Genomic DNA, 18331 nt, shown 5'->3' on the forward strand with positions numbered 1-18331 from the left:
CCAATTGGAGGAAAATCACGCCGGTGTGACCAACTGCACTCACGGGGGTTTTCCAAGGAAATCGGGCCTTTTACACAGGTTTTGCCGTCTTTGTGGAACTTGTGAACAATCGACGCGCCCCCGAGGGCGAAAAAGGCACTTTTACCTGATAGTATTCCCTTCGGGTTACCGCGTGGAGGCGCCAAGCTTCCACCGTTACGGTGAATCCCTGCCACGGCTTCGCTGATGTGCGACGGAGTCCGTTGTCGTGGCAGAGAGTTTGAGACGTCCATCGCACCACATAGCCTTCAACAAGCTGTGTGGCCCGAACACGGGAGAGAACGCTGAGCGTTACAACATTGGCCATGAAGGGTACGTTCCACGTACCCGAACTGGATCCAGAATTTTTCCCGGGTGAATACTACGGCCATCAGATCTTTAGCGACTTCGCTAACGGATGGTTCGCACTGGACCGCATTATGCTCATCCGCCTGTTGATGGCGGTTGTGCTTGTGGTCCTTTTTGTTGTTGCTTTCCGGAACCCGAAGCTGGTTCCGAAAGGAATTCAGAACGTCGCGGAGCACGCGATTGATTTCGTGCGCGTCCACATTGCAGAAGACATTCTGGGTAAGAAGGAGGGACGTCGCTTTCTTCCAGTTATTGCGACCATCTTCTTCGCAGTGCTGTTCTGGAACGTCACGACTATTGTGCCGGCCCTGAACATTTCCCCGAATGCACGTATCGGTATGCCGATCGTGCTGGCGCTGACCGCGTACATCGCGATGATTTACGCCGGTTCCAAGCGTTATGGCTTCGGCAAGTTCATCAAGTCCTCGGTGGTTATCCCTAACCTGCCGCCGGCTTTGCACTTGCTCGTTGTGCCGATTGAGTTCTTCTCGACGTTCGTCCTACGTCCGGTCACCCTGGCTCTTCGTCTTATGGCGAACTTCCTGGCCGGCCACATCATTCTGGTCCTTCTGTTCTCGGCGACGAACTTCTTCGTCTTCCAGTTCAACGCTTGGACTGCAGTTGGTGGCCTGACCCTCGTAGCAGCGATTCTGTTTACGGTATACGAGATCATCATCATCTTCCTGCAGGCATACATCTTTGCTCTGCTGACGTCGGTGTACATCGAGCTATCGCTACACGCAGATTCGCACTAACAACAACGCGAACCTCGCGGCCAACTGAATACACCCAAACATCAAACCACACCGACCCGTGGTGACCACCACGGGAGAATATTGAAAGGGAACGACTTTCACATGAACGAGATCATCCTGGCTCAGGCAGCAGAGTCCTCCATCACCGGCCTCGGCGCCATCGGCTACGGCATCGCCACCATCGGCCCGGGCCTGGGCATCGGCATCCTCGTCGGCAAGACCGTCGAGGGCATGGCACGTCAGCCGGAGATGGCTGGCCAGCTGCGTACCACCATGTTCCTGGGTATCGCCTTCGTTGAGGCCCTGGCCCTGATCGGCCTGGTCGCAGGCTTCCTGTTCTAATAAGAGCGCTTTACACAAAGTAAACCGACCTTTTTAAGACTGGAGACCCATGAACAACGTCATTTATTACCTTGCTGCAGAGGGAGGGGAGACGCTGCCTTTGGAAGGCGGTAACTCCATCCTTCTGCCCAAGGCATACGACATCGTCTGGTCTCTCATTCCGTTCCTGTTCATCCTGTTCGTATTCGTGAAGTTCGTGCTTCCGCGATACAACAAGATGCTGCAGGAGCGCGAAGACCGGATTGAGGGTGGCCTCAAGCGCGCTGAGGCTCAGCAGGCTGAGGCGAAGGCCGCTCTTGAGAAGTACAACGCACAGCTTGCTGACGCCCGTGCGGAAGCCGCTGAAATCCGCGAAGCCGCTCGCGAGCGCGGTAAGCAGATTGAGTCTGAGGCGAAGGCCGCAGCCGAGGAAGAGTCCAAGCGCATTGTCGAAAACGGCAACAAGCAGCTGGAGGCTTCCCGTGCTCAGGTCATCACCGAGCTGCGTTCCGACATCGGACAGAACTCCATCAACCTGGCTGAGAAGCTGCTCGGTGGCGAGCTTTCTAACTCCACCAAGCAGTCCTCCACGATTGATAGCTTCCTGTCCGAGCTCGACACTGTGGCACCGGCCGGAAAGTAGGCAACTATGAAGGCAGCTAGCCGCGAAGCACTCGCACACGTAGAGACCAAGCTGGATGAGAAGCTGGCTGGTGGCAACGACGTTGCCGCTGCCGCTCAGGCCGGCCTGGACCTCTTCGAGGTCGTCACCGTTCTGGACGGCGACCGCGAACTGCGAGTTTCTCTCACCGATACCGGTGCACCGGAGCAGGCCCGCAAGTCCTTAGTGGACGACCTGTTCGGCAAGCAGATTTCCGAGGTTGCTTTGGCAGTCTTGGAAGAAGCTGCAGCCGCACACTGGTCTACTCCGCGTGACCTGGTCAAGGGCCTGGTACAGCTCGGCCGCCGCGCACTGCTGCGCGGTGCTGAGGCTCAGGGTCAGCTGGGACAGGTGGAAGACGAACTCTTCCGTCTATCCCGCATCCTTGACCGTGAGGGTGAGCTTACCCAGCTGCTTTCCGACCGTACTGCTGCATCCGCACACAAGCGCGGATTGCTGGCAAACGTGCTCTACGGCAAGGTCACGATGTTTACTGAGGCCCTGGCGCTTCAGGCCATCGGCCGCCCGGAGCATAACCCGATCGACGATGTTGCCGCGTTGGCAGACTCCGCAGCGAAGCTGCAGGGCCGCACCATTGCGCGCGTAACTACCGCGGGTGAGTTAAACGAAGGCCAGCAGGCAGTACTCGCCGAAAAGCTGGGCAAAATTTATGGTCGTGCGATGTCCATCCATTCTGAGGTTGACACCAGCCTCCTCGGTGGTATGACCATCCGCGTCGGCGATGAGGTAATCGACGGTTCTACTGCGGGCAAGATTGCACGCCTGCGTGCCCAGATGGCCTAGCCGAAACGACAGAAGTGATTTAAGTAAGTGCTGGAAGAAACTACCGAGAGCAGGAAGAACATGGCGGAGCTGACGATCTCCTCCGATGAGATCCGTAGCGCGATTGCGAACTACACCTCGAGCTACTCCGCGGAGGCCTCCCGTGAGGAGGTCGGCGTGGTCATTTCGGCAGCTGACGGTATTGCGCAGGTTTCGGGCCTGCCATCCGTTATGGCGAATGAGCTGCTCGAGTTCCCAGGCGGCGTGATTGGCGTTGCACAGAACCTTGACACCAACTCCATCGGTGTCGTGGTCCTGGGTAACTTCGAGTCCCTCAAGGAGGGCGACGAGGTCAAGAGGACCGGCGAGGTTCTCTCTATCCCTGTGGGCGAGGACTTCCTCGGCCGCGTTATCAACCCACTGGGCCAGCCGATTGACGGCATGGGCCCGATTGAAGGCGAAGAGGACCGCGTCCTCGAGCTGCAGGCACCTTCCGTGCTGCAGCGTCAGCCAGTGGAAGAGCCGATGCAGACCGGCATCAAGGCTATCGATGCAATGACCCCGATCGGCCGTGGTCAGCGTCAGCTGATCATTGGCGACCGTAAGACCGGTAAGACCGCGGTTTGTATCGACACTATTTTGAACCAGAAGGCGAACTGGGAATCCGGCGATAAGAACAAGCAGGTACGCTGCATCTACGTCGCGATTGGCCAGAAGGGTTCCACCATTGCTGGTGTTCGCCGCACCCTCGAAGAGCACGGTGCGCTGGATTACACCACCATCGTTGCCGCACCTGCATCCGATTCCGCAGGCTTCAAGTGGCTGGCACCGTTCTCCGGTGCAGCACTGGGCCAGCACTGGATGTACCAGGGCAACCACGTCCTCATCATTTACGATGATCTGACCAAGCAGGCTGAGGCCTACCGCGCCATCTCGCTGCTGCTGCGTCGTCCGCCGGGCCGCGAGGCTTACCCGGGTGACGTCTTCTACCTGCACTCCCGTCTGCTGGAGCGTGCAGCGAAGCTTTCCGATGACATGGGCGCCGGCTCGATGACCGCACTGCCGATCATTGAGACCAAGGCTAACGACGTCTCTGCCTTCATCCCGACCAACGTTATTTCTATTACCGACGGCCAGGTCTTCCTGGAGTCCGACCTGTTCAACCAGGGCGTCCGTCCGGCAATTAACGTCGGTGTGTCCGTCTCCCGTGTGGGTGGCGCTGCACAAACCAAGGGTATGAAGAAGGTCGCCGGTAACCTGCGTCTGGACCTGGCTTCCTACCGTGACCTGCAGGCCTTCGCAGCCTTCGCTTCTGACCTGGACGCTGCGTCCAAGTCCCAGCTGGACCGTGGTGCACGCCTGGTCGAGCTGCTGAAGCAGTCTGAGTCTTCGCCGCAGCCGGTGGAGTACCAGATGGTCTCCATCTTCCTCGCAGACCAGGGAATCTTCGACGTCGTTCCCGTTGAAGATGTCCGTCGATTCGAGGTTGAGCTGCATGAGCACCTCAACGCGAACACCCCTGAGGTCTTCGAGCAGATTGCTGGTGGCGTCGCCTTGACCGATGAGTCCAAGGACGCTCTTGTTTCGGCCGCTAAGGACTTCACTCCGAGCTTCCGTACCTCCGAGGGCAACAACATTGGCTCTGAGGCTCCGGCTGAACCGCTCGACGAAAGCGAAGTCCAGAAGACCGAGCTCAACGTCTCCCGCAAGACGGCCAACTAGAGTTCGCACACTCTACAAACACCGTCTAGATAGAAGAAGGGAGGAGCGAAACCATGGCTAATCTTCGCGAACTACGCGACCGCATCAGGTCCGTCAATTCGACCAAGAAGATCACCAAGGCACAGGAGCTCATTGCTACCTCGCGCATTACCAAGGCGCAGGCCAGGGTCGAGGCTTCTCAGCCTTACGCACACGAGTTGTCCAACGTTATGAACAAGCTCGCGGCGGCTAGCTCGCTAGACCACCCGATGCTGCGTCAGTCTGAGGACTCGCGTGTTGCCGCGATTCTCGTGGTCACCTCTGACCGCGGTATGTGCGGTGGCTACAACAACAACGTCTTCAAGAAGGCAGCTTCTCTAGAAGCTCTGCTGAAGAAGGAAGGCTATGAGGTTGTCCGTTACGTCACGGGCAGCAAGGGCGTCGGCTTCTACAAGTTCCGTGAAGCCGAGGTCGCGGGTAGCTGGACCGGTTTCTCTCAGGATCCGTCCTGGGAGGCAACTCACGATGTCCGCCGTCACATGATTGAGGGCTTCATCGCCGGTTCCAACGGCACCACCCCAGCCCGCGAGGGCCTGCATACCGAAGGCGAGGGCGAAGGTATCCGCGGCTTCGACCAGGTTCACGTGGTCTACACGGAGTTTGAGTCCATGCTGACTCAGACCGCACGTGCGCAGCAGCTGCTGCCGGTGGAGCCAGTTATTCAGGATGAGGAATACCACCTTGGTGAGTCCGCACTGTCGGACGATAACTCCACTGAGGTTGCACCGGACTTCGATTTCGAGCCGGATGCAGACACCCTGCTGGAAGCTCTGCTTCCGCAGTACGTCTCCCGTATCCTGTTTGCTATGTTCTTGGAGGCTTCTGCTTCCGAGTCCGCTGCACGCCGTACCGCAATGAAGTCTGCAACTGACAACGCAACCGACTTGGTCAAGGACCTGTCGCGCGTGGCCAACCAGGCCCGTCAGGCGCAGATTACCCAGGAAATTACAGAGATCGTCGGTGGCGCTGGTGCGCTCGCCGAAAGCGCAGAAAGTGACTAGATTATGACTTCAGCTCTGCAAGAGCAGAACACACAGTCGTCGGCAGTCGCCGGCCGTGTGGTGCGTGTCATCGGTCCGGTCGTCGACGTGGAATTCCCGCGTGACGGACTGCCGGCACTGTATAACGCACTGACCGTCGAGGTTGACCTCGAGGCTGTTGCAAAGACTGTCACCCTCGAGGTCGCTCAGCACCTCGGTGACAACCTTGTCCGTGCCGTTTCCATGGCGCCGACCGACGGCCTTGTCCGCGGCGCCGAGGTAACCGACACCGGCAAGCCGATTTCCGTTCCCGTTGGCGATGTCGTCAAGGGCCACGTCTTCAACGCTCTGGGCGACTGCCTGGACGAGCCGGGTCTGGGCCGCGACGGTGAGCAGTGGGGCATCCACCGCGAGCCGCCGGCATTCGACCAGCTCGAGGGCAAGACCGAGATCCTTGAGACCGGCATTAAGGTCATCGACCTGCTGACCCCTTACGTTAAGGGCGGCAAGATTGGCCTCTTCGGCGGCGCAGGTGTGGGTAAGACCGTTCTTATCCAGGAGATGATTACTCGTATTGCACGCGAGTTTTCCGGTACCTCTGTCTTCGCCGGCGTCGGCGAGCGTACCCGTGAGGGCACCGACCTCTTCCTGGAAATGGAAGAGATGGGCGTTCTCCAGGACACCGCCCTCGTGTTCGGCCAGATGGACGAGCCTCCGGGAGTTCGTATGCGCGTGGCCCTGTCCGGCCTGACCATGGCGGAGTACTTCCGCGATGTGCAGAACCAGGACGTGCTGCTGTTCATCGACAACATCTTCCGCTTCACCCAGGCCGGTTCTGAGGTTTCGACCCTGCTGGGTCGTATGCCTTCCGCAGTGGGTTACCAGCCGACCCTGGCCGACGAGATGGGTGTGCTCCAGGAGCGCATTACCTCGACCAAGGGCAAGTCGATTACCTCGCTGCAGGCCGTTTACGTGCCTGCCGACGACTACACCGACCCGGCTCCGGCAACCACCTTCGCCCACCTGGATGCAACCACCGAGCTTGACCGTGGCATTGCTTCGAAGGGTATTTACCCAGCAGTGAACCCGCTGACCTCGACCTCTCGTATTCTCGAGCCAGGCATCGTCGGCGAGCGTCACTACGAAGTTGCCCAGCGCGTCATCGGTATTCTGCAGAAGAACAAGGAACTGCAGGACATCATCGCCATCCTGGGTATGGACGAGCTGTCTGAGGAAGACAAGGTTACCGTGCAGCGTGCACGTCGTATCGAGCGCTTCCTGGGCCAGAACTTCTTCGTTGCTGAGAAGTTCACCGGCCTGCCGGGCTCCTACGTCCCGCTGGCAGACACCATCGACGCCTTCGAGCGCATCTGCAACGGCGAATTCGACCACTACCCAGAGCAGGCCTTCAACGGCCTGGGTGGCCTGGACGACGTCGAGGCTGCGTACAAGAAGATGACCGAGAAGTAGGGAGAGGCACATGGCTGAAATCACTGCCGAACTGGTTGCCGTCGAGCGCCTGCTGTGGACCGGTAAGGCCACTATGGTGACGGCTGAGACCACCGAGGGTGAGATCGGCGTGCTTCCTGGACACGAGCCGATGGTTGGCCAGCTGGCCGAAAACGGTGTCGTGACCATCCATCCAGTCGACGGCGACCGCAAGGTTGCCGCCGTCCAGGGTGGGTTCCTCTCCGTAACCCAGGACAAGATCACCGTCTTGGCTGAGTGGGCTCAGTGGTCCGACGAGGTCGACGACAAGGCATTGGAAGCAGACGCTGAGTCTGGTTCCGATCAGGATAAGTCCCGCGCTGACGCTGCACGCCGCGCCGTGCGTCGTTCCGAGCGCTAGGTTTCTTCCAACTCAGTTACGGGCTGAGGAGATTCAAGGGCAGCAATTCCGCCCTTCCGCTCTCAAACGTGCGGCCCCTGGTTCTTTCCCACAGTGGAAAGGCCAGGGGCCACACGTCGTTTTGGAGCCCTTTACACATGAGCAAAAGATGTCGAAAACCACACAGAAATTGTTGACACTACAAGGGTTGTAGGGATTAAAATCTCAGCTATATCTAAACAACCCTGGGGAATGGAGCGGTTTCCTTGAGCATTTGGAGCATCCTTGGCTGGCTGCTGGCCGGCTTCGTCCTGATTTGTGTGTGTCTTGCTGCGCTTCGCTTCTTCACGCTGCGCTCTCGCGGCACCACAGTGCTCCTGCGCCCGATGCCCGCGAAAGACAGCCATTCCTGGCGTCACGGCATCCTGCGCTATAAGGGCGAGACTGCTCAGTACTTTATGCTCCGCTCCGTATGGCCAACCTGTGACCTCAAGTTCCCACGCTTCGATATCGAGATTCTTGGCACCCGCCAGATTGACGATGTCGAAGCTACTTTTATGTCCGAAGCCAGCGATGTTGTGCATTTCCGCACTGGCGACAAGGAATACGAAATCGCCTCCGACCAACACGGAATGATGGCATTCTGCGCTTGGATTGAAGCAGCGCCTTCGAGGCGTCAAGAAAAGGTCGATTTCAAGCGCCTGCAGCAACGGGCCACCCGCACGTCGAAACCAGAATAGAACCTTATAGGGTAGAGGGATGCGCTTAGTCATCGCTCGTTGCTCAGTAGATTACGTCGGTCGCCTCGACGCCCACCTTCCACTTGCCGATAGGCTCATCCTCGTCAAAGCCGATGGCTCTGTCTCGGTGCATGCCGACGACCGCGCCTACAAGCCCCTGAATTGGATGACCCCGCCGTGCACGATTGAAGAATCCACCATCGAAGACATCGACGGCGAAGACACCGGCGAAACCCTCTGGCTAGTCGAAAACCCCAAGGGCGAACAGCTGCGAATCACCCTGGCCGAAATCCACCAGGACATCAGCTTTGATCTCGGCGAAGACCCAGGACTCGTCAAAGACGGCGTCGAAGCCCACCTCCAGGAACTCCTCGCCGAGCACATCGACACCCTCGGCGAAAACTACACCCTGGTGCGCCGCGAGTACCCCACAGCCATTGGCCCAGTAGACATCATGGCCAAGGACGCCGACGGCAAGCATGTCGCCGTCGAGGTCAAGCGCCGCGGTGGCATCGATGGCGTCGAACAGCTCACCCGCTACCTGGAACTGCTTAACCGCGACGAACTCCTCGCACCTGTCCAAGGCGTTATTGCCGCCCAGGAACTCAAGCCGCAGGCTCGCACCCTGGCCGAAGATCGCGGCATCCGCTGCGTCATCCTGGACTACCAGGAACTGCGTGGCATCGAGTCCAACGAATTGCGGCTGTTTTAATGCCTAGGCGCAACCGACGCATCCGCCCCGAGACCAGGCCACTGCCTCGCGATGGCGCCGCCTTCCTAGGCTCCCAAACCGTGCCTGGCCCTAGCTGGACGAACGGTGAGCCTTTCATCATGCGGCATATCGGTGCCTCCCGGGCCACCAAGTACTACATCTGCCCAGGCTGTAACCAAAACATCCCGCCTGGCGTTGCCCACATCGTGGCCTGGCCTCGGGACTTCGCCGGCCAAGGCGATGACCGCCGCCACTGGCATCGCCACTGCTGGGAACGCAGGTAGGATAGCGGCCATGATTGTTGCATTTTCTGTTGCCCCAGTCGTGGTCGAGACCCCGGACGCAGAGATGTCCGAGGCGGTCTCCGAGGCCGTGCGCGTGGTCCGCGAATCCGGCCTGCCGAACGAGACCAACGCCATGTTCACGCTCATCGAAGGCGAGTGGGACGAGGTCTTTTCCGTCATCAAGAAGGCCACCGACGCCGTGCGCGCAGTATCGCCGCGTACCTCGCTGGTGATTAAGGCCGATATCCGCGAAGGGGTTACCGGCCAGCTGCACGACAAAGTAGAGGCCGTCAACCGCCGTCTGAACACCGACAAGGAGAAGTAAATGACGAACCCTAATGCCGGATTTACCGGCGGTGCTTTTGACCTAAGCCAGCTTAAAGAAACCTCGCAGCAAGAAGTCGCCGACAGCGCTTCCTTCTTTACCGTTACTGAGGAGAACTTCGAACAAGACCTCGTACGTCGTTCTGCTGAGGTCCCTGTCGTAGCACTGATCGGTAGCTCTCGTTCCAGCGCCTCGGAGGAACTGCGCAAGGACTTCGCCGACCTGGCCAAGCAGGGCGGCGGCAAGTTCGTCGTCGGCTACGTCGATGCCGATAAGACCCCACAGATCGCCCAGGTCTTCGGCGTGAAGAACCTGCCGACCACCGTGGCCCTCGCCGCCGGTCAGCCGGTCACCAACTTTGAAGGCGCCCAGCCGCGTGAGGCCCTGCAGCAGTGGACCGACATGTTGGCTCAAAAGCTTGGACCTCAGCTTTCCGGCGCTTCTGAGCAGCCACAGGAAGAGGAAGAAGAACCTACCGATCCGCGCCTGCTCGCTGCCGAAGAAGCGCTCAACCGCGGCGACTTCGATGCCGCCACTGCCACCTATGACGAGATTCTCGCCTCCGAGCCGGACAACGCCGAAATCAAGCAGGCCCGCGATACCGTCCAGTTGTTGCGTCGCCTGCAGGGCACTGGCACCGATCCATTGGGTGCCGCAGACGCCGCGCCTGACGATGTCAACGCCCAACTCGTCGCCGCCGACTCCGAAGTCGTAGCCGGCACGCCCGAGAAGGCCTTCGATCGTCTCCTGGACTTCATCCAGACCCATGCCGGAGACGACAAACAGGCGGCCAAAGACCGCCTGTTGGAGCTATTTAAGCTTTACGATGCCGCTGACCCCCGCGTGCTCGACGCCCGCACGCGCCTCGCCAGCGCTCTCTACTAAGGGTGCGGCCTAAGCCGCACCCTTTTCTTATTCGTTCGATGGTACGAGCGCGCTAGGCAAGCTCGTACCATTGAACGGAGTGCGCAGGCATCTGCAGCTGCATCGCGTTGTCCTGTGAGGTCACCTGCTGCGGCAGGTCGGTGCCTGCGCCACAGTAGACAGCGTCATCGGTGTTGATGACCATCTTCCAGTTTCCGTCCTTGGGCACCCACATCTGGTAGTTGTCGATGGCATTGCCGGAGAAGTTGCACACTGCCAGTAGCGTTTCACCGTTGCTGCCGTAGCGCACATAGCCCAGCACGCTGTTGTTGTAGTCATCGGCCTTGGTCCACTGGAAGCCCTCACCAGTAAAGTCCTGCGACCACAGGGCAGGCTGATCCTTGTAGACGGTATTCAGGTCGCGGACTAGGCGCTTGATGCCGTGGTGGAATTCGCTGCCCCAACCTTCCAGGTTGGACCAATCCACGGAGAAGCCCTCCGCCCACTCAGTTTCCTGGCCGAACTCCTGGCCCATAAACAGCAACTTCTTGCCCGGGTGGGAGAACATGTAGCCAAACAACGAGCGCAGGCCGGCGGCCTTGTTCCAGTTATCGCCCGGAATGCGCGTCCACAGCGAACCCTTGCCGTGGACGACCTCGTCGTGGCTAAAGGGCAGCACGTAGCGCTCCGAGAATGCGTAGACCAGCGAGAAAGTCAAACCATCGTGGTGGTGACTGCGATAAATCGGATCCTTTTGGAAGTACTCCAAAGTGTCGTTCATCCAGCCCATGTTCCACTTCAGGCTAAAGCCCAGACCACCCTCAGAAGTCGGTGCGGTCACCCCTGGCCAGGAGGTAGATTCCTCAGCAATGGTGAGCAGGCCAGGGAAGTGGCGATGCACCGTCGCATTCGTCTCCTGCAAGAAGGCGACAGCCTCGAGGTTCTCGCGACCGCCGTACTGATTAGGCAGCCACTCATCACGCGAGTAATCCAGATACAGCATCGAGGCGACGGCATCCACGCGCAGACCATCGATGTGGAATTCCTCCGCCCAATACAACGCATTGGCCACCAGGAAGTTACGGACCTCATTGCGGCCAAAGTCGAAGACGTAGGTTCCCCAATCCGACTGTTCACCGCGACGCCAGTCCGGGTGCTCATAGAGTGCTGAACCATCAAAGCGACCCAACGCGAACTCATCCTTCGGGAAGTGGGCAGGCACCCAGTCGACGATGACGCCGATGCCGGCGTTGTGCAGGTCATCGATAAGCGCGCGCAGCTCATCCGGGTCTCCCCAGCGAGCCGACGGAGCATAGTAACCAGACACCTGGTAACCCCAGGACCCGCCGAAGGGGTGCTCAGCCACCGGTAGGAACTCCACGTGGGTGAAGTTGTGCTCCAACAGGTAATCAATGAGTTCCGCGCGCAGCGAGGCATAGTTCGAACCCTGCTTCCAGGAACCGACATGCAGCTCGTAGATGCTCATCGGGACATTGAGGTCCTCATTGCGAGCTTCCATCCACTCCGAGTCATTCCACTCGTAGTCTTCATCCACGACCACCGAGGCAGTCTCCGGCGGGGCCAAGGTTTTGCGCGCCATGGGATCAGACTTATCGATGCGCTGACCGTGCGCCGTCTGAATCGCAAACTTGTACTGCTCACCAGCACCAATGCCCGGGATGAAGACTTCCCAGATACCAGTCGAGCCCAGCGAACGCATCGGGTACTGGGTTGGGTTCCAACCACAGAAGTGACCCACCACAGCGACACCGCGGGCATTCGGCGCCCACACCGCAAAGGACACGCCATCAACTGGGCCGAGATCCGTCTCGTAGTGACGCACGTGCGCACCTAAGACCTCCCAGAGGCGCTCGTGGCGGCCTTCACCAATGAGGTGCTGGTCGAAGCTCGTCAGCGTGGGCAGGAAGTGGTAGCCACAAGCGACCTCGCGGGCAGGCTGGCCCGGGTAGGTAATGGCCAGGCGGTAGTCCTGCTCCTCAGGAAGCGGGGCTTCCCAGATGTCGTCGCCCACAGGTTCCATCGGAATGGTGGCATCGGCAGTGCGGACCTCGATTGCTTCCGCATTCGGGCGGCGGGTGCGCACCACGCCGTCGTGCCAGCCATAGAAATCATGCGGGGCATGGTGTTGGCAGTTATTCAGTCGCGCAAGGTCTGCAGCGGGGATAGTCATCGGAATGAGATGTCCTTAGAAAAATCGGTAGGAAAGAAAATTATGGCCGGTAGTCGGTGACTTCTCGCCAGGCTATCTGCTCGCGCAGTTCGGCGTCGGCATCCGGCAAGATGAACACGTGAGCGACATCGCGCAGCGGCTCCAAACGCACGAAGTTACGGTTCGACCAGGAATACGCAGCACCGGTAATGACGTCCTGGACGGTGTAGACCTCACCGGGGTTGCGTCCAATGGCAGCCATATCGATATCCACGGTGGCTTCCTGCGGATTGCGCGGATCCAGGCTGACCACGACGAGCACGACGTTGCCAGAAACGGTATCGACCTTGGAGTAGGCGATGATATTCGAGTTATCGACGTTGTGGAAGTGCAGATTGCGCAGCTGCTGCAGCGCTGGGTTCTCGCGACGAATCGTGTTGAGCAGTCGGATGAAGGACTCCAGCGAATCCCCGGAGTTGACCGCTGCCTGGAAATCACGCGGGCGCAGCTCGTACTTCTCCGAATCCAGGTATTCCTCACTGCCGGGCTTGACGGCCTGGTGCTCGTAGAGCTCAAAGCCGGAGTAGACACCCCACAGTGGTGAGAGGGTAGAGGCCAGCACCGCGCGGATGGCAAACATCGCACGACCGCCAGTCTGCAGCGACTCGTGCAGAATATCCGGGGTGTTGACGAAGAGATTCGGGCGGCAAATATCAGCCTGCTCGCGGTGCATCTCCATAAACTCCGTCAGCTCCGGCTTGGAAGTCTTCCATGTGAAGTAGGTATAAGACTGGCTAAAGCCGGACTTTGCCAGACCAAACAGGCGCGGGGCGCGAGTAAAGGCCTCCGCTAAGAAGATGACATCCGGGTAGGTGGCATGCACTTTGGCAATGAGCCAGGACCAGAAGTTCGCCGGCTTGGTATGCGGGTTATCCACGCGGAAGGTGGTAACACCAGCTTCGACCCAGCCAATGACCACGCGGTAGATCTCTTCATAGATCGTATCCGGGGCATTGTCGAAGTTCAGCGGGTAGATGTCCTGGTACTTCTTCGGTGGGTTTTCGGCGTAGGCAATGGTGCCATCGGGAAGCACGGTGAAAAACTCCGGGTGGGATTTCGCCCAGGGGTGATCCGGGGAAGCCTGCAGGGCCAAATCGAGTGCGACCTCCAGGCCAAGTTCCTCAGCGCGCTCGACCAGTTTCTCGAAGTCCTCCATCGTGCCCAACTCCGGGTGGGTGGCCGTGTGGTCCTGGATGGCCCAGGGCGAGCCGACATCGTCAGGCTCTGCGGTCACGGAGTTGTTCTTGCCCTTGCGGTGGACCTTGCCAATCGGGTGAATCGGCGGGAAGTACACGGTGTCAAAGCCCATGGCAGCCACGCGCTCCAAGGCATCGGCAGTGGTGGCAAAGGTGCCATGCACCGGCTCACCGTTGGCATCGACACCACCGGTCGAGCGCGGAAAGAGCTCATACCAGGAGTTAAACAGCGCGTCCTTGCGCTCAACGTAGACCTCACGGATGGGGCCTTCGACCAGATTCTCCCGCAGCGGGTGGCTGCGCAGGATGTGGGTGACCTCGGCGCTAAAGGCATCCTCGACGCGCTCGGGCACAGACAGCTCGGTATCAATCAGCTTGCGGGCAGCCTCCATCAGCGGGGCAGCCAGCTCGGTTGGGGTCTGCAGTGCTGCGCGGGAGAACAAATCCTCACCGATGCGCAGGTCGTTGTCGAGCTCCTTCGCGCCCTGGCCGGCAGCCATCTTCTTTTGCACCGCATCGCGCCAGGTAGCCACAGGGTCCGCCCAGGCATCCACGCGGTAGAACCAACGGCCCTGCGTGCCCGGGCTAAACGTACCGTGCACGCGGTCCTGGTCATGAGGGTCTACCTGCATGGTGGCAGAAGCTACCGACGAGGCCCCTGCTGGCCAGGCCGATAGGGTAGCTGCCACTGCGTCGTGGCCTTCGCGCCACACCAGTGCGGTGACCGGAACTACCTCTCCTACAACTGCCTTCGAAGGAAGGGTCCCGCCGGAAACGACGGGGCGAACATCATCAATGCCTAGCCGGGAAGTCATACCCTTTAGGGTAGTGCAGCTGTGTCAGTTTCACCCGACAACACAGAAATCGGTCACAATGGTGGTGTGAAGGATATGACACCTACTGACGAAGACTGGCTGATCGATTTCCGCGACGTCGAATTACGCCGTGGCGGCAAGACCTTAGTGGGGCCTGTGGACTGGCAAGTTGAGCTCGACGAGCGCTGGGTCATCATCGGGCCTAATGGTGCGGGCAAGACCTCGCTGGTCCGCATGGCTGCTGCTGAAGAATTCCCCTCCAAGGGCGTGGCGTACCTCATGGGCGAGCGTCTGGGTAAGACCGATATGCGTGACCTGCGCGCCCAGATTGGTATTTCTTCTGCCGCAGTCCAGCAGCGCATCCCAGACCAGGAGCGCGTCGATGACTTGGTTATTTCTGCCGGCTACGCCGTGCTGGGCCGTTGGCGTGAGGAATACCAGGACATGGATTTCTCCCGTGCCGATGACATCCTGGCCCAGGTCGGTGCGACGCATTTGAAGAAGCGCACCTGGGGCACCCTGTCTGAGGGTGAGAAAAAGCGCGTCATTCTAGCCCGCGCGCTGATGATTAACCCCGAGCTGCTCATCCTCGATGAGCCTTCCGCAGGTATGGATCTCGGCGGTCGCGAGGACCTTGTCGGCTACCTCGGTGACCTGGCCTTGGATGCTGATGCCCCGGCCATTGTCATGATCACCCACCATGTGGAGGAAATCCCGTACGGGTTTACGCACGCCATGCTTCTCGATGAGGGTAAGGTCGTGGCCAAAGGACTCATCAACTCGGTGCTGACCTCGGAAAACCTCAGCAAGGCTTTCGGGCAGCCCATCCAGGTCGACCGCATCGGAGAGCGCTACTTCGCCCGCCGTCTGCGCTAGACTCGAGTATTCCCCTCGACCTCGTGCACTATAGGTAGATGACGCAGCATATCCACGACCGCCTCGACGCCATTGACCCGGGTGATACCCGCGGGTTCAACGGCGGACGGATGGCCGCTACCGTGCTGTTGCTTCGCGATGGCGCCGAGGGCCTGGAAGTCTGGGTCCAAGAGCGCGTCTCGACGATGAAAAACTACCCCGGGCACGCCGTGTTTCCCGGAGGTGGCGTCGACGTCCGCGACTTTCCACCTAGGCAGTGGGACTCCGGTGACCTGTGGGCCGGCCGCTCCGTGGTGTCCATGGCCCGGCGGATGGGCGTGACCAAGTACAAAGCCCACGCCTTGGTTTTTGCTGCCGCCCGCGAACTCTTTGAGGAAGCAGGCACGCTGCTGACCTTGCAAGACGGCGATATCGTCCGCAACGCCCGCCGCTACCACGATGACCGTTACCTGCTGGAATCTCACGACATATCCTTTACTGAGTTCCTCAGCGACAACGGAATGCGCGTCGATGCCGACATGCTTGAGCCCTGGGCCCGCTGGGCTGGCGTGGAGAAAGGCCAGTGGTTCGATACGTTCTTCTTCGTCGCCAAGCTGCCGGAGGGCCAGGCACCTGATGGCACCACCACAGAAGCTGACGATGCCGGTTGGTTCCCACCCCAGCTCGTCCTCGACGGCTGGCGCGCAGGACTGGTCCGTCTCGTCGCTCCGACCTGGGCGCAGCTCAAGCGCTTATCGCGCTACAACAGCACCCAGGAAGTCCTCGACAATGTCTCGTATTCCGATCTTCGCCCCATCATCGGCGACCCGCGCGACGATGAGACCTACCGCGAATACTTCACCACCCACCCTGTGGATCGAATCTAAATGAGCTTTAGCCTGTCCGATATCGACTTCTTCCGCGCCCACGCCGGAGACTTCCAATTGGAATTCCCGAACGACCCCTTAAAGGCCGCGGAGTTCTTACGCGATCGCTTCGGTGACCACGGTCGCGCGGTGGCGGAGTTGCTGAAGGCTCGGGGCATCGGAAAGCTGCCTGCTAGGTGGCTGGCCGATAGTGATTCTGCCCAGCAGGCCACCCCGCTGCCCGTAGCCGCCGAGCGCGCCCGCTTCCTCTCTGCTGCTGGCGTCGGCCTGGTCCACGACGTCACCTGTTCTATCGGTACAGAAATGCACACGCTTGCCGATGCCCACCTGACCACCCTCGGCAGCGACCTCGACCCCGTGCGCCTCGTCATGGCCCGGCACAACCTAGGTGAGGATGCCTGGCTGCTGCGAGCCGATGCCACCACGGTGACCTCGCGCGCCGATGTCGTCGTCGCGGATCCTGCCCGCCGCAGCGGAGGCCGACGCATCACCGACCCTTCCAAGCTCTTGCCACCCTTGCCAGACCTCCTAGAGGCACACCAAGGCCGCGAGCTAGCCGTCAAGTGCGCGCCGGGTCTGGACTTTAGCGACTGGGAAGGGCTGGTGACTGTCACCAGCCTGGATGGGGGAGTCAAGGAAGCCTGCCTGTATACCCCAGGACTCGGCACCGGCCGCAAAGCTGTGCTCCTGCGCAGCGACGGCAGCCGGGATGAGGTCACGGATGAGGAAACGGACTTGCCGGAGGCAGGCGGCATCGGAAAGTATGTGCTCGACCCCGATGGAGCAATCGTGCGCGCAGGACTGGTCCGGCACTACGCCGCGCGCGAAGGCTTGCACCAGCTCGACCCGCGGATTGCCTACCTTACTGGCGACCGGATTCCCGCAGGTACTTCCGGATTTGAATTCATCGAGGCCGTGCCGGTGAAAAGGCTGAAATCCGCTCTGCAGGCCGCAGGCGTAGGCCGGGTGGAAATCCTTGTGCGCGGGCTGAATGTGGACCCGGATAACTTGCGCAAGAAGCTCAAACTCAAGGGGAGTAATGCTCGGGCTGTGATTTTGACCCGAATTGGCACGAAGGGAATCGCCCTTGTGTGCCATCCCCGAGTAGTATCGTCCGAGAATAATTACGCAACATAAATCTAGCGGAAAGGGATGTGACTCATGCCCGCAATTGTGGCTTTGGTCAAACACGTACCGGATACCTGGTCGACGAAGACGCTGCAGGCGGACCACCGCTTGGACCGCGGCAGCGTGGATAACGTCATCGATGAAATCAACGAGTACTCCGTCGAACAGGCACTGCGTCTGCGCGATGAGAACCCGGATGCCGGTTACCGCGTCGTGGCGCTGACCATGGGCCCTGCAGCTGCCGATGAAGCACTGCGCAAGGCCTTGGCCATGGGTGCTGACGATGCGGTGCATGTCGTTGATGATTCCCTCGCCGGTGCCGACGGGTTGTCTACGGCGTGGACGTTGAATGCTGCGCTGAACACTATTGACGATGTCCAGCTGATTACGTTGGGCAATGCAGCTTCCGATGCCTCTACCGGCCTGCTGGCTGGCCTGCTGGCGGAGTACCGTCAGCTTCCGGCGCTTACGGAGCTGCGTGCGGCGTCGTTGTCTGAAGGCACGGTGCGCGGTACTCGTGAGGATTCCCGCGGCCACTTTGAGCTGGAAGCATCCTTGCCGGCTCTGATTAGCGTCACCGATAAGGCCGACAAGCCGCGCTTCCCGAACTTCAAGGGACTGATGGCAGCGAAGAAGGCAGAGATTACGACTTTGGATGTTGCTGCTTTGGGCATTGAGGCTGTCGCACCGACGACTGAGGTCTTGTCTGCTGCCCAGCGCCCGCCGCGTGAGGCCGGAGAGGTTATCTCCGAGCCGGATGCGGCTGTGGCTGCCACCAAGATTGCCGATTACCTGGTTGCTAAGAACCTGATTTAGGAG

19 protein-coding genes are annotated in these 18331 nt (G+C 59.9%); 17 read left to right on the top strand and 2 right to left on the bottom strand.

Annotation, left to right across the window (positions count from 1 at the left end):
- The first annotated feature begins 344 nt into the window (after positions 1-344).
- The 13 genes from atpB (at position 345) to UL81_RS04955 (ending at position 10422) form a co-directional block, all read left to right on the top strand.
- Positions 345-1142, top strand: a complete 798-nt coding sequence (gene atpB, locus UL81_RS04900) for a F0F1 ATP synthase subunit A (protein ID WP_046453332.1) — start codon at positions 345-347, stop codon at positions 1140-1142.
- A gap of 102 nt (positions 1143-1244) precedes the next feature.
- Positions 1245-1484, top strand: a complete 240-nt coding sequence (locus UL81_RS04905; RefSeq protein WP_018295782.1) for an ATP synthase F0 subunit C — start codon at positions 1245-1247, stop codon at positions 1482-1484.
- A gap of 49 nt (positions 1485-1533) precedes the next feature.
- Positions 1534-2106, top strand: coding sequence for a F0F1 ATP synthase subunit B (locus UL81_RS04910; protein ID WP_035105633.1), 573 nt, complete (start codon positions 1534-1536; stop codon positions 2104-2106).
- 6 nt (positions 2107-2112) lie between these two features.
- Complete coding sequence (locus UL81_RS04915) at positions 2113-2928, top strand: F0F1 ATP synthase subunit delta (RefSeq protein ID WP_035105632.1); 816 nt, start codon at positions 2113-2115, stop codon at positions 2926-2928.
- Between the two features lie 60 nt (positions 2929-2988).
- Complete coding sequence (gene atpA, locus UL81_RS04920) at positions 2989-4629, top strand: F0F1 ATP synthase subunit alpha (protein WP_046453333.1); 1641 nt, start codon at positions 2989-2991, stop codon at positions 4627-4629.
- Positions 4630-4682: 53 nt separating this feature from the next.
- On the top strand, positions 4683-5669 hold the full coding sequence (locus tag UL81_RS04925; RefSeq protein ID WP_046453334.1) for a F0F1 ATP synthase subunit gamma: 987 nt from the start codon (positions 4683-4685) through the stop codon (positions 5667-5669).
- A gap of 3 nt (positions 5670-5672) precedes the next feature.
- Entirely contained in the window at positions 5673-7118 is a 1446-nt protein-coding gene (gene atpD, locus UL81_RS04930) for a F0F1 ATP synthase subunit beta (RefSeq protein ID WP_035105630.1), read from the top strand.
- A 10-nt stretch (positions 7119-7128) separates the two neighbouring features.
- Positions 7129-7497 (top strand): F0F1 ATP synthase subunit epsilon, encoded by a 369-nt coding sequence (locus UL81_RS04935; protein WP_035105628.1) that lies wholly within the window; start codon positions 7129-7131, stop codon positions 7495-7497.
- A gap of 245 nt (positions 7498-7742) precedes the next feature.
- Entirely contained in the window at positions 7743-8216 is a 474-nt protein-coding gene (locus UL81_RS04940; RefSeq protein WP_035105626.1) for a DUF2550 domain-containing protein, read from the top strand.
- 19 nt (positions 8217-8235) lie between these two features.
- Complete coding sequence (gene nucS / locus UL81_RS04945; RefSeq protein ID WP_035105625.1) at positions 8236-8928, top strand: endonuclease NucS; 693 nt, start codon at positions 8236-8238, stop codon at positions 8926-8928.
- Positions 8928-9212: a hypothetical protein gene (locus tag UL81_RS11645; RefSeq protein WP_081961439.1), complete on the top strand. Its 285-nt coding sequence runs from the start codon at positions 8928-8930 to the stop codon at positions 9210-9212. The genes nucS and UL81_RS11645 overlap by 1 nt, the downstream gene beginning before the upstream one ends.
- A 10-nt stretch (positions 9213-9222) precedes the next feature.
- On the top strand, positions 9223-9537 hold the full coding sequence (locus UL81_RS04950) for a thiamine-binding protein (RefSeq protein ID WP_035105624.1): 315 nt from the start codon (positions 9223-9225) through the stop codon (positions 9535-9537).
- Entirely contained in the window at positions 9538-10422 is an 885-nt protein-coding gene (locus UL81_RS04955) for a tetratricopeptide repeat protein (protein ID WP_035105623.1), read from the top strand.
- 52 nt (positions 10423-10474) lie between these two features.
- On the opposite strand, the gene glgB is transcribed toward UL81_RS04955, so the two are convergent.
- On the bottom strand, positions 10475-12592 hold the full coding sequence (gene glgB, locus UL81_RS04960) for a 1,4-alpha-glucan branching protein GlgB (RefSeq protein ID WP_035105621.1): 2118 nt from the start codon (positions 12590-12592) through the stop codon (positions 10475-10477).
- A 40-nt stretch (positions 12593-12632) separates the two neighbouring features.
- The gene (locus UL81_RS04965; protein ID WP_035105619.1) at positions 12633-14642 is read right to left on the bottom strand and encodes a maltotransferase domain-containing protein; all 2010 of its coding nucleotides are present in this window, start codon (positions 14640-14642) and stop codon (positions 12633-12635) included.
- A 75-nt stretch (positions 14643-14717) separates the two neighbouring features.
- Here UL81_RS04965 and UL81_RS04970 point away from each other — a divergent pair, with 75 nt between their 5' ends.
- Genes UL81_RS04970 through UL81_RS04985 form a run of 4 tightly spaced genes read left to right on the top strand, consistent with a single transcriptional unit; the run spans position 14718 to position 18328 of the window.
- On the top strand, positions 14718-15518 hold the full coding sequence (locus tag UL81_RS04970; RefSeq protein WP_046453335.1) for an ABC transporter ATP-binding protein: 801 nt from the start codon (positions 14718-14720) through the stop codon (positions 15516-15518).
- Between the two features lie 38 nt (positions 15519-15556).
- Entirely contained in the window at positions 15557-16384 is an 828-nt protein-coding gene (locus UL81_RS04975; protein WP_035105618.1) for an NUDIX hydrolase, read from the top strand.
- On the top strand, positions 16385-17521 hold the full coding sequence (locus tag UL81_RS04980) for a THUMP-like domain-containing protein (protein WP_046453336.1): 1137 nt from the start codon (positions 16385-16387) through the stop codon (positions 17519-17521). It begins immediately after the preceding gene.
- A gap of 24 nt (positions 17522-17545) precedes the next feature.
- Complete coding sequence (locus tag UL81_RS04985; RefSeq protein ID WP_035105617.1) at positions 17546-18328, top strand: electron transfer flavoprotein subunit beta/FixA family protein; 783 nt, start codon at positions 17546-17548, stop codon at positions 18326-18328.
- The last annotated feature ends 3 nt before the right edge of the window (positions 18329-18331 follow it).

The sequence above is a fragment of the Corynebacterium camporealensis genome, assembly GCF_000980815.1.
In the GTDB taxonomy this organism is placed as follows: Bacteria; Actinomycetota; Actinomycetes; order Mycobacteriales; family Mycobacteriaceae; genus Corynebacterium; species Corynebacterium camporealense.

Bases quoted from the DNA above. Each gene is read 5' to 3' on its own strand.
- UL81_RS04965 (WP_035105619.1), bottom strand. From the start codon at position 14,642: ATGACTTCCCGGCTAGGCATTGATGATGTTCGCCCCGTCGTTTCCGGC.
- atpD (WP_035105630.1), top strand. From the start codon at position 5,673: ATGACTTCAGCTCTGCAAGAGCAGAACACACAGTCGTCGGCAGTCGCC.
- UL81_RS04925 (WP_046453334.1), top strand. From the start codon at position 4,683: ATGGCTAATCTTCGCGAACTACGCGACCGCATCAGGTCCGTCAATTCG.
- UL81_RS04935 (WP_035105628.1), top strand. From the start codon at position 7,129: ATGGCTGAAATCACTGCCGAACTGGTTGCCGTCGAGCGCCTGCTGTGG.
- glgB (WP_035105621.1), bottom strand. From the start codon at position 12,592: ATGACTATCCCCGCTGCAGACCTTGCGCGACTGAATAACTGCCAACAC.
- UL81_RS04915 (WP_035105632.1), top strand. From the start codon at position 2,113: ATGAAGGCAGCTAGCCGCGAAGCACTCGCACACGTAGAGACCAAGCTG.
- UL81_RS04905 (WP_018295782.1), top strand. From the start codon at position 1,245: ATGAACGAGATCATCCTGGCTCAGGCAGCAGAGTCCTCCATCACCGGC.
- UL81_RS11645 (WP_081961439.1), top strand. From the start codon at position 8,928: ATGCCTAGGCGCAACCGACGCATCCGCCCCGAGACCAGGCCACTGCCT.
- UL81_RS04980 (WP_046453336.1), top strand. From the start codon at position 16,385: ATGAGCTTTAGCCTGTCCGATATCGACTTCTTCCGCGCCCACGCCGGA.
- nucS (WP_035105625.1), top strand. From the start codon at position 8,236: ATGCGCTTAGTCATCGCTCGTTGCTCAGTAGATTACGTCGGTCGCCTC.
- UL81_RS04955 (WP_035105623.1), top strand. From the start codon at position 9,538: ATGACGAACCCTAATGCCGGATTTACCGGCGGTGCTTTTGACCTAAGC.
- UL81_RS04950 (WP_035105624.1), top strand. From the start codon at position 9,223: ATGATTGTTGCATTTTCTGTTGCCCCAGTCGTGGTCGAGACCCCGGAC.
- UL81_RS04985 (WP_035105617.1), top strand. From the start codon at position 17,546: ATGCCCGCAATTGTGGCTTTGGTCAAACACGTACCGGATACCTGGTCG.
- UL81_RS04975 (WP_035105618.1), top strand. From the start codon at position 15,557: ATGACGCAGCATATCCACGACCGCCTCGACGCCATTGACCCGGGTGAT.
- UL81_RS04970 (WP_046453335.1), top strand. From the start codon at position 14,718: ATGACACCTACTGACGAAGACTGGCTGATCGATTTCCGCGACGTCGAA.
- atpA (WP_046453333.1), top strand. From the start codon at position 2,989: ATGGCGGAGCTGACGATCTCCTCCGATGAGATCCGTAGCGCGATTGCG.
- UL81_RS04910 (WP_035105633.1), top strand. From the start codon at position 1,534: ATGAACAACGTCATTTATTACCTTGCTGCAGAGGGAGGGGAGACGCTG.
- atpB (WP_046453332.1), top strand. From the start codon at position 345: ATGAAGGGTACGTTCCACGTACCCGAACTGGATCCAGAATTTTTCCCG.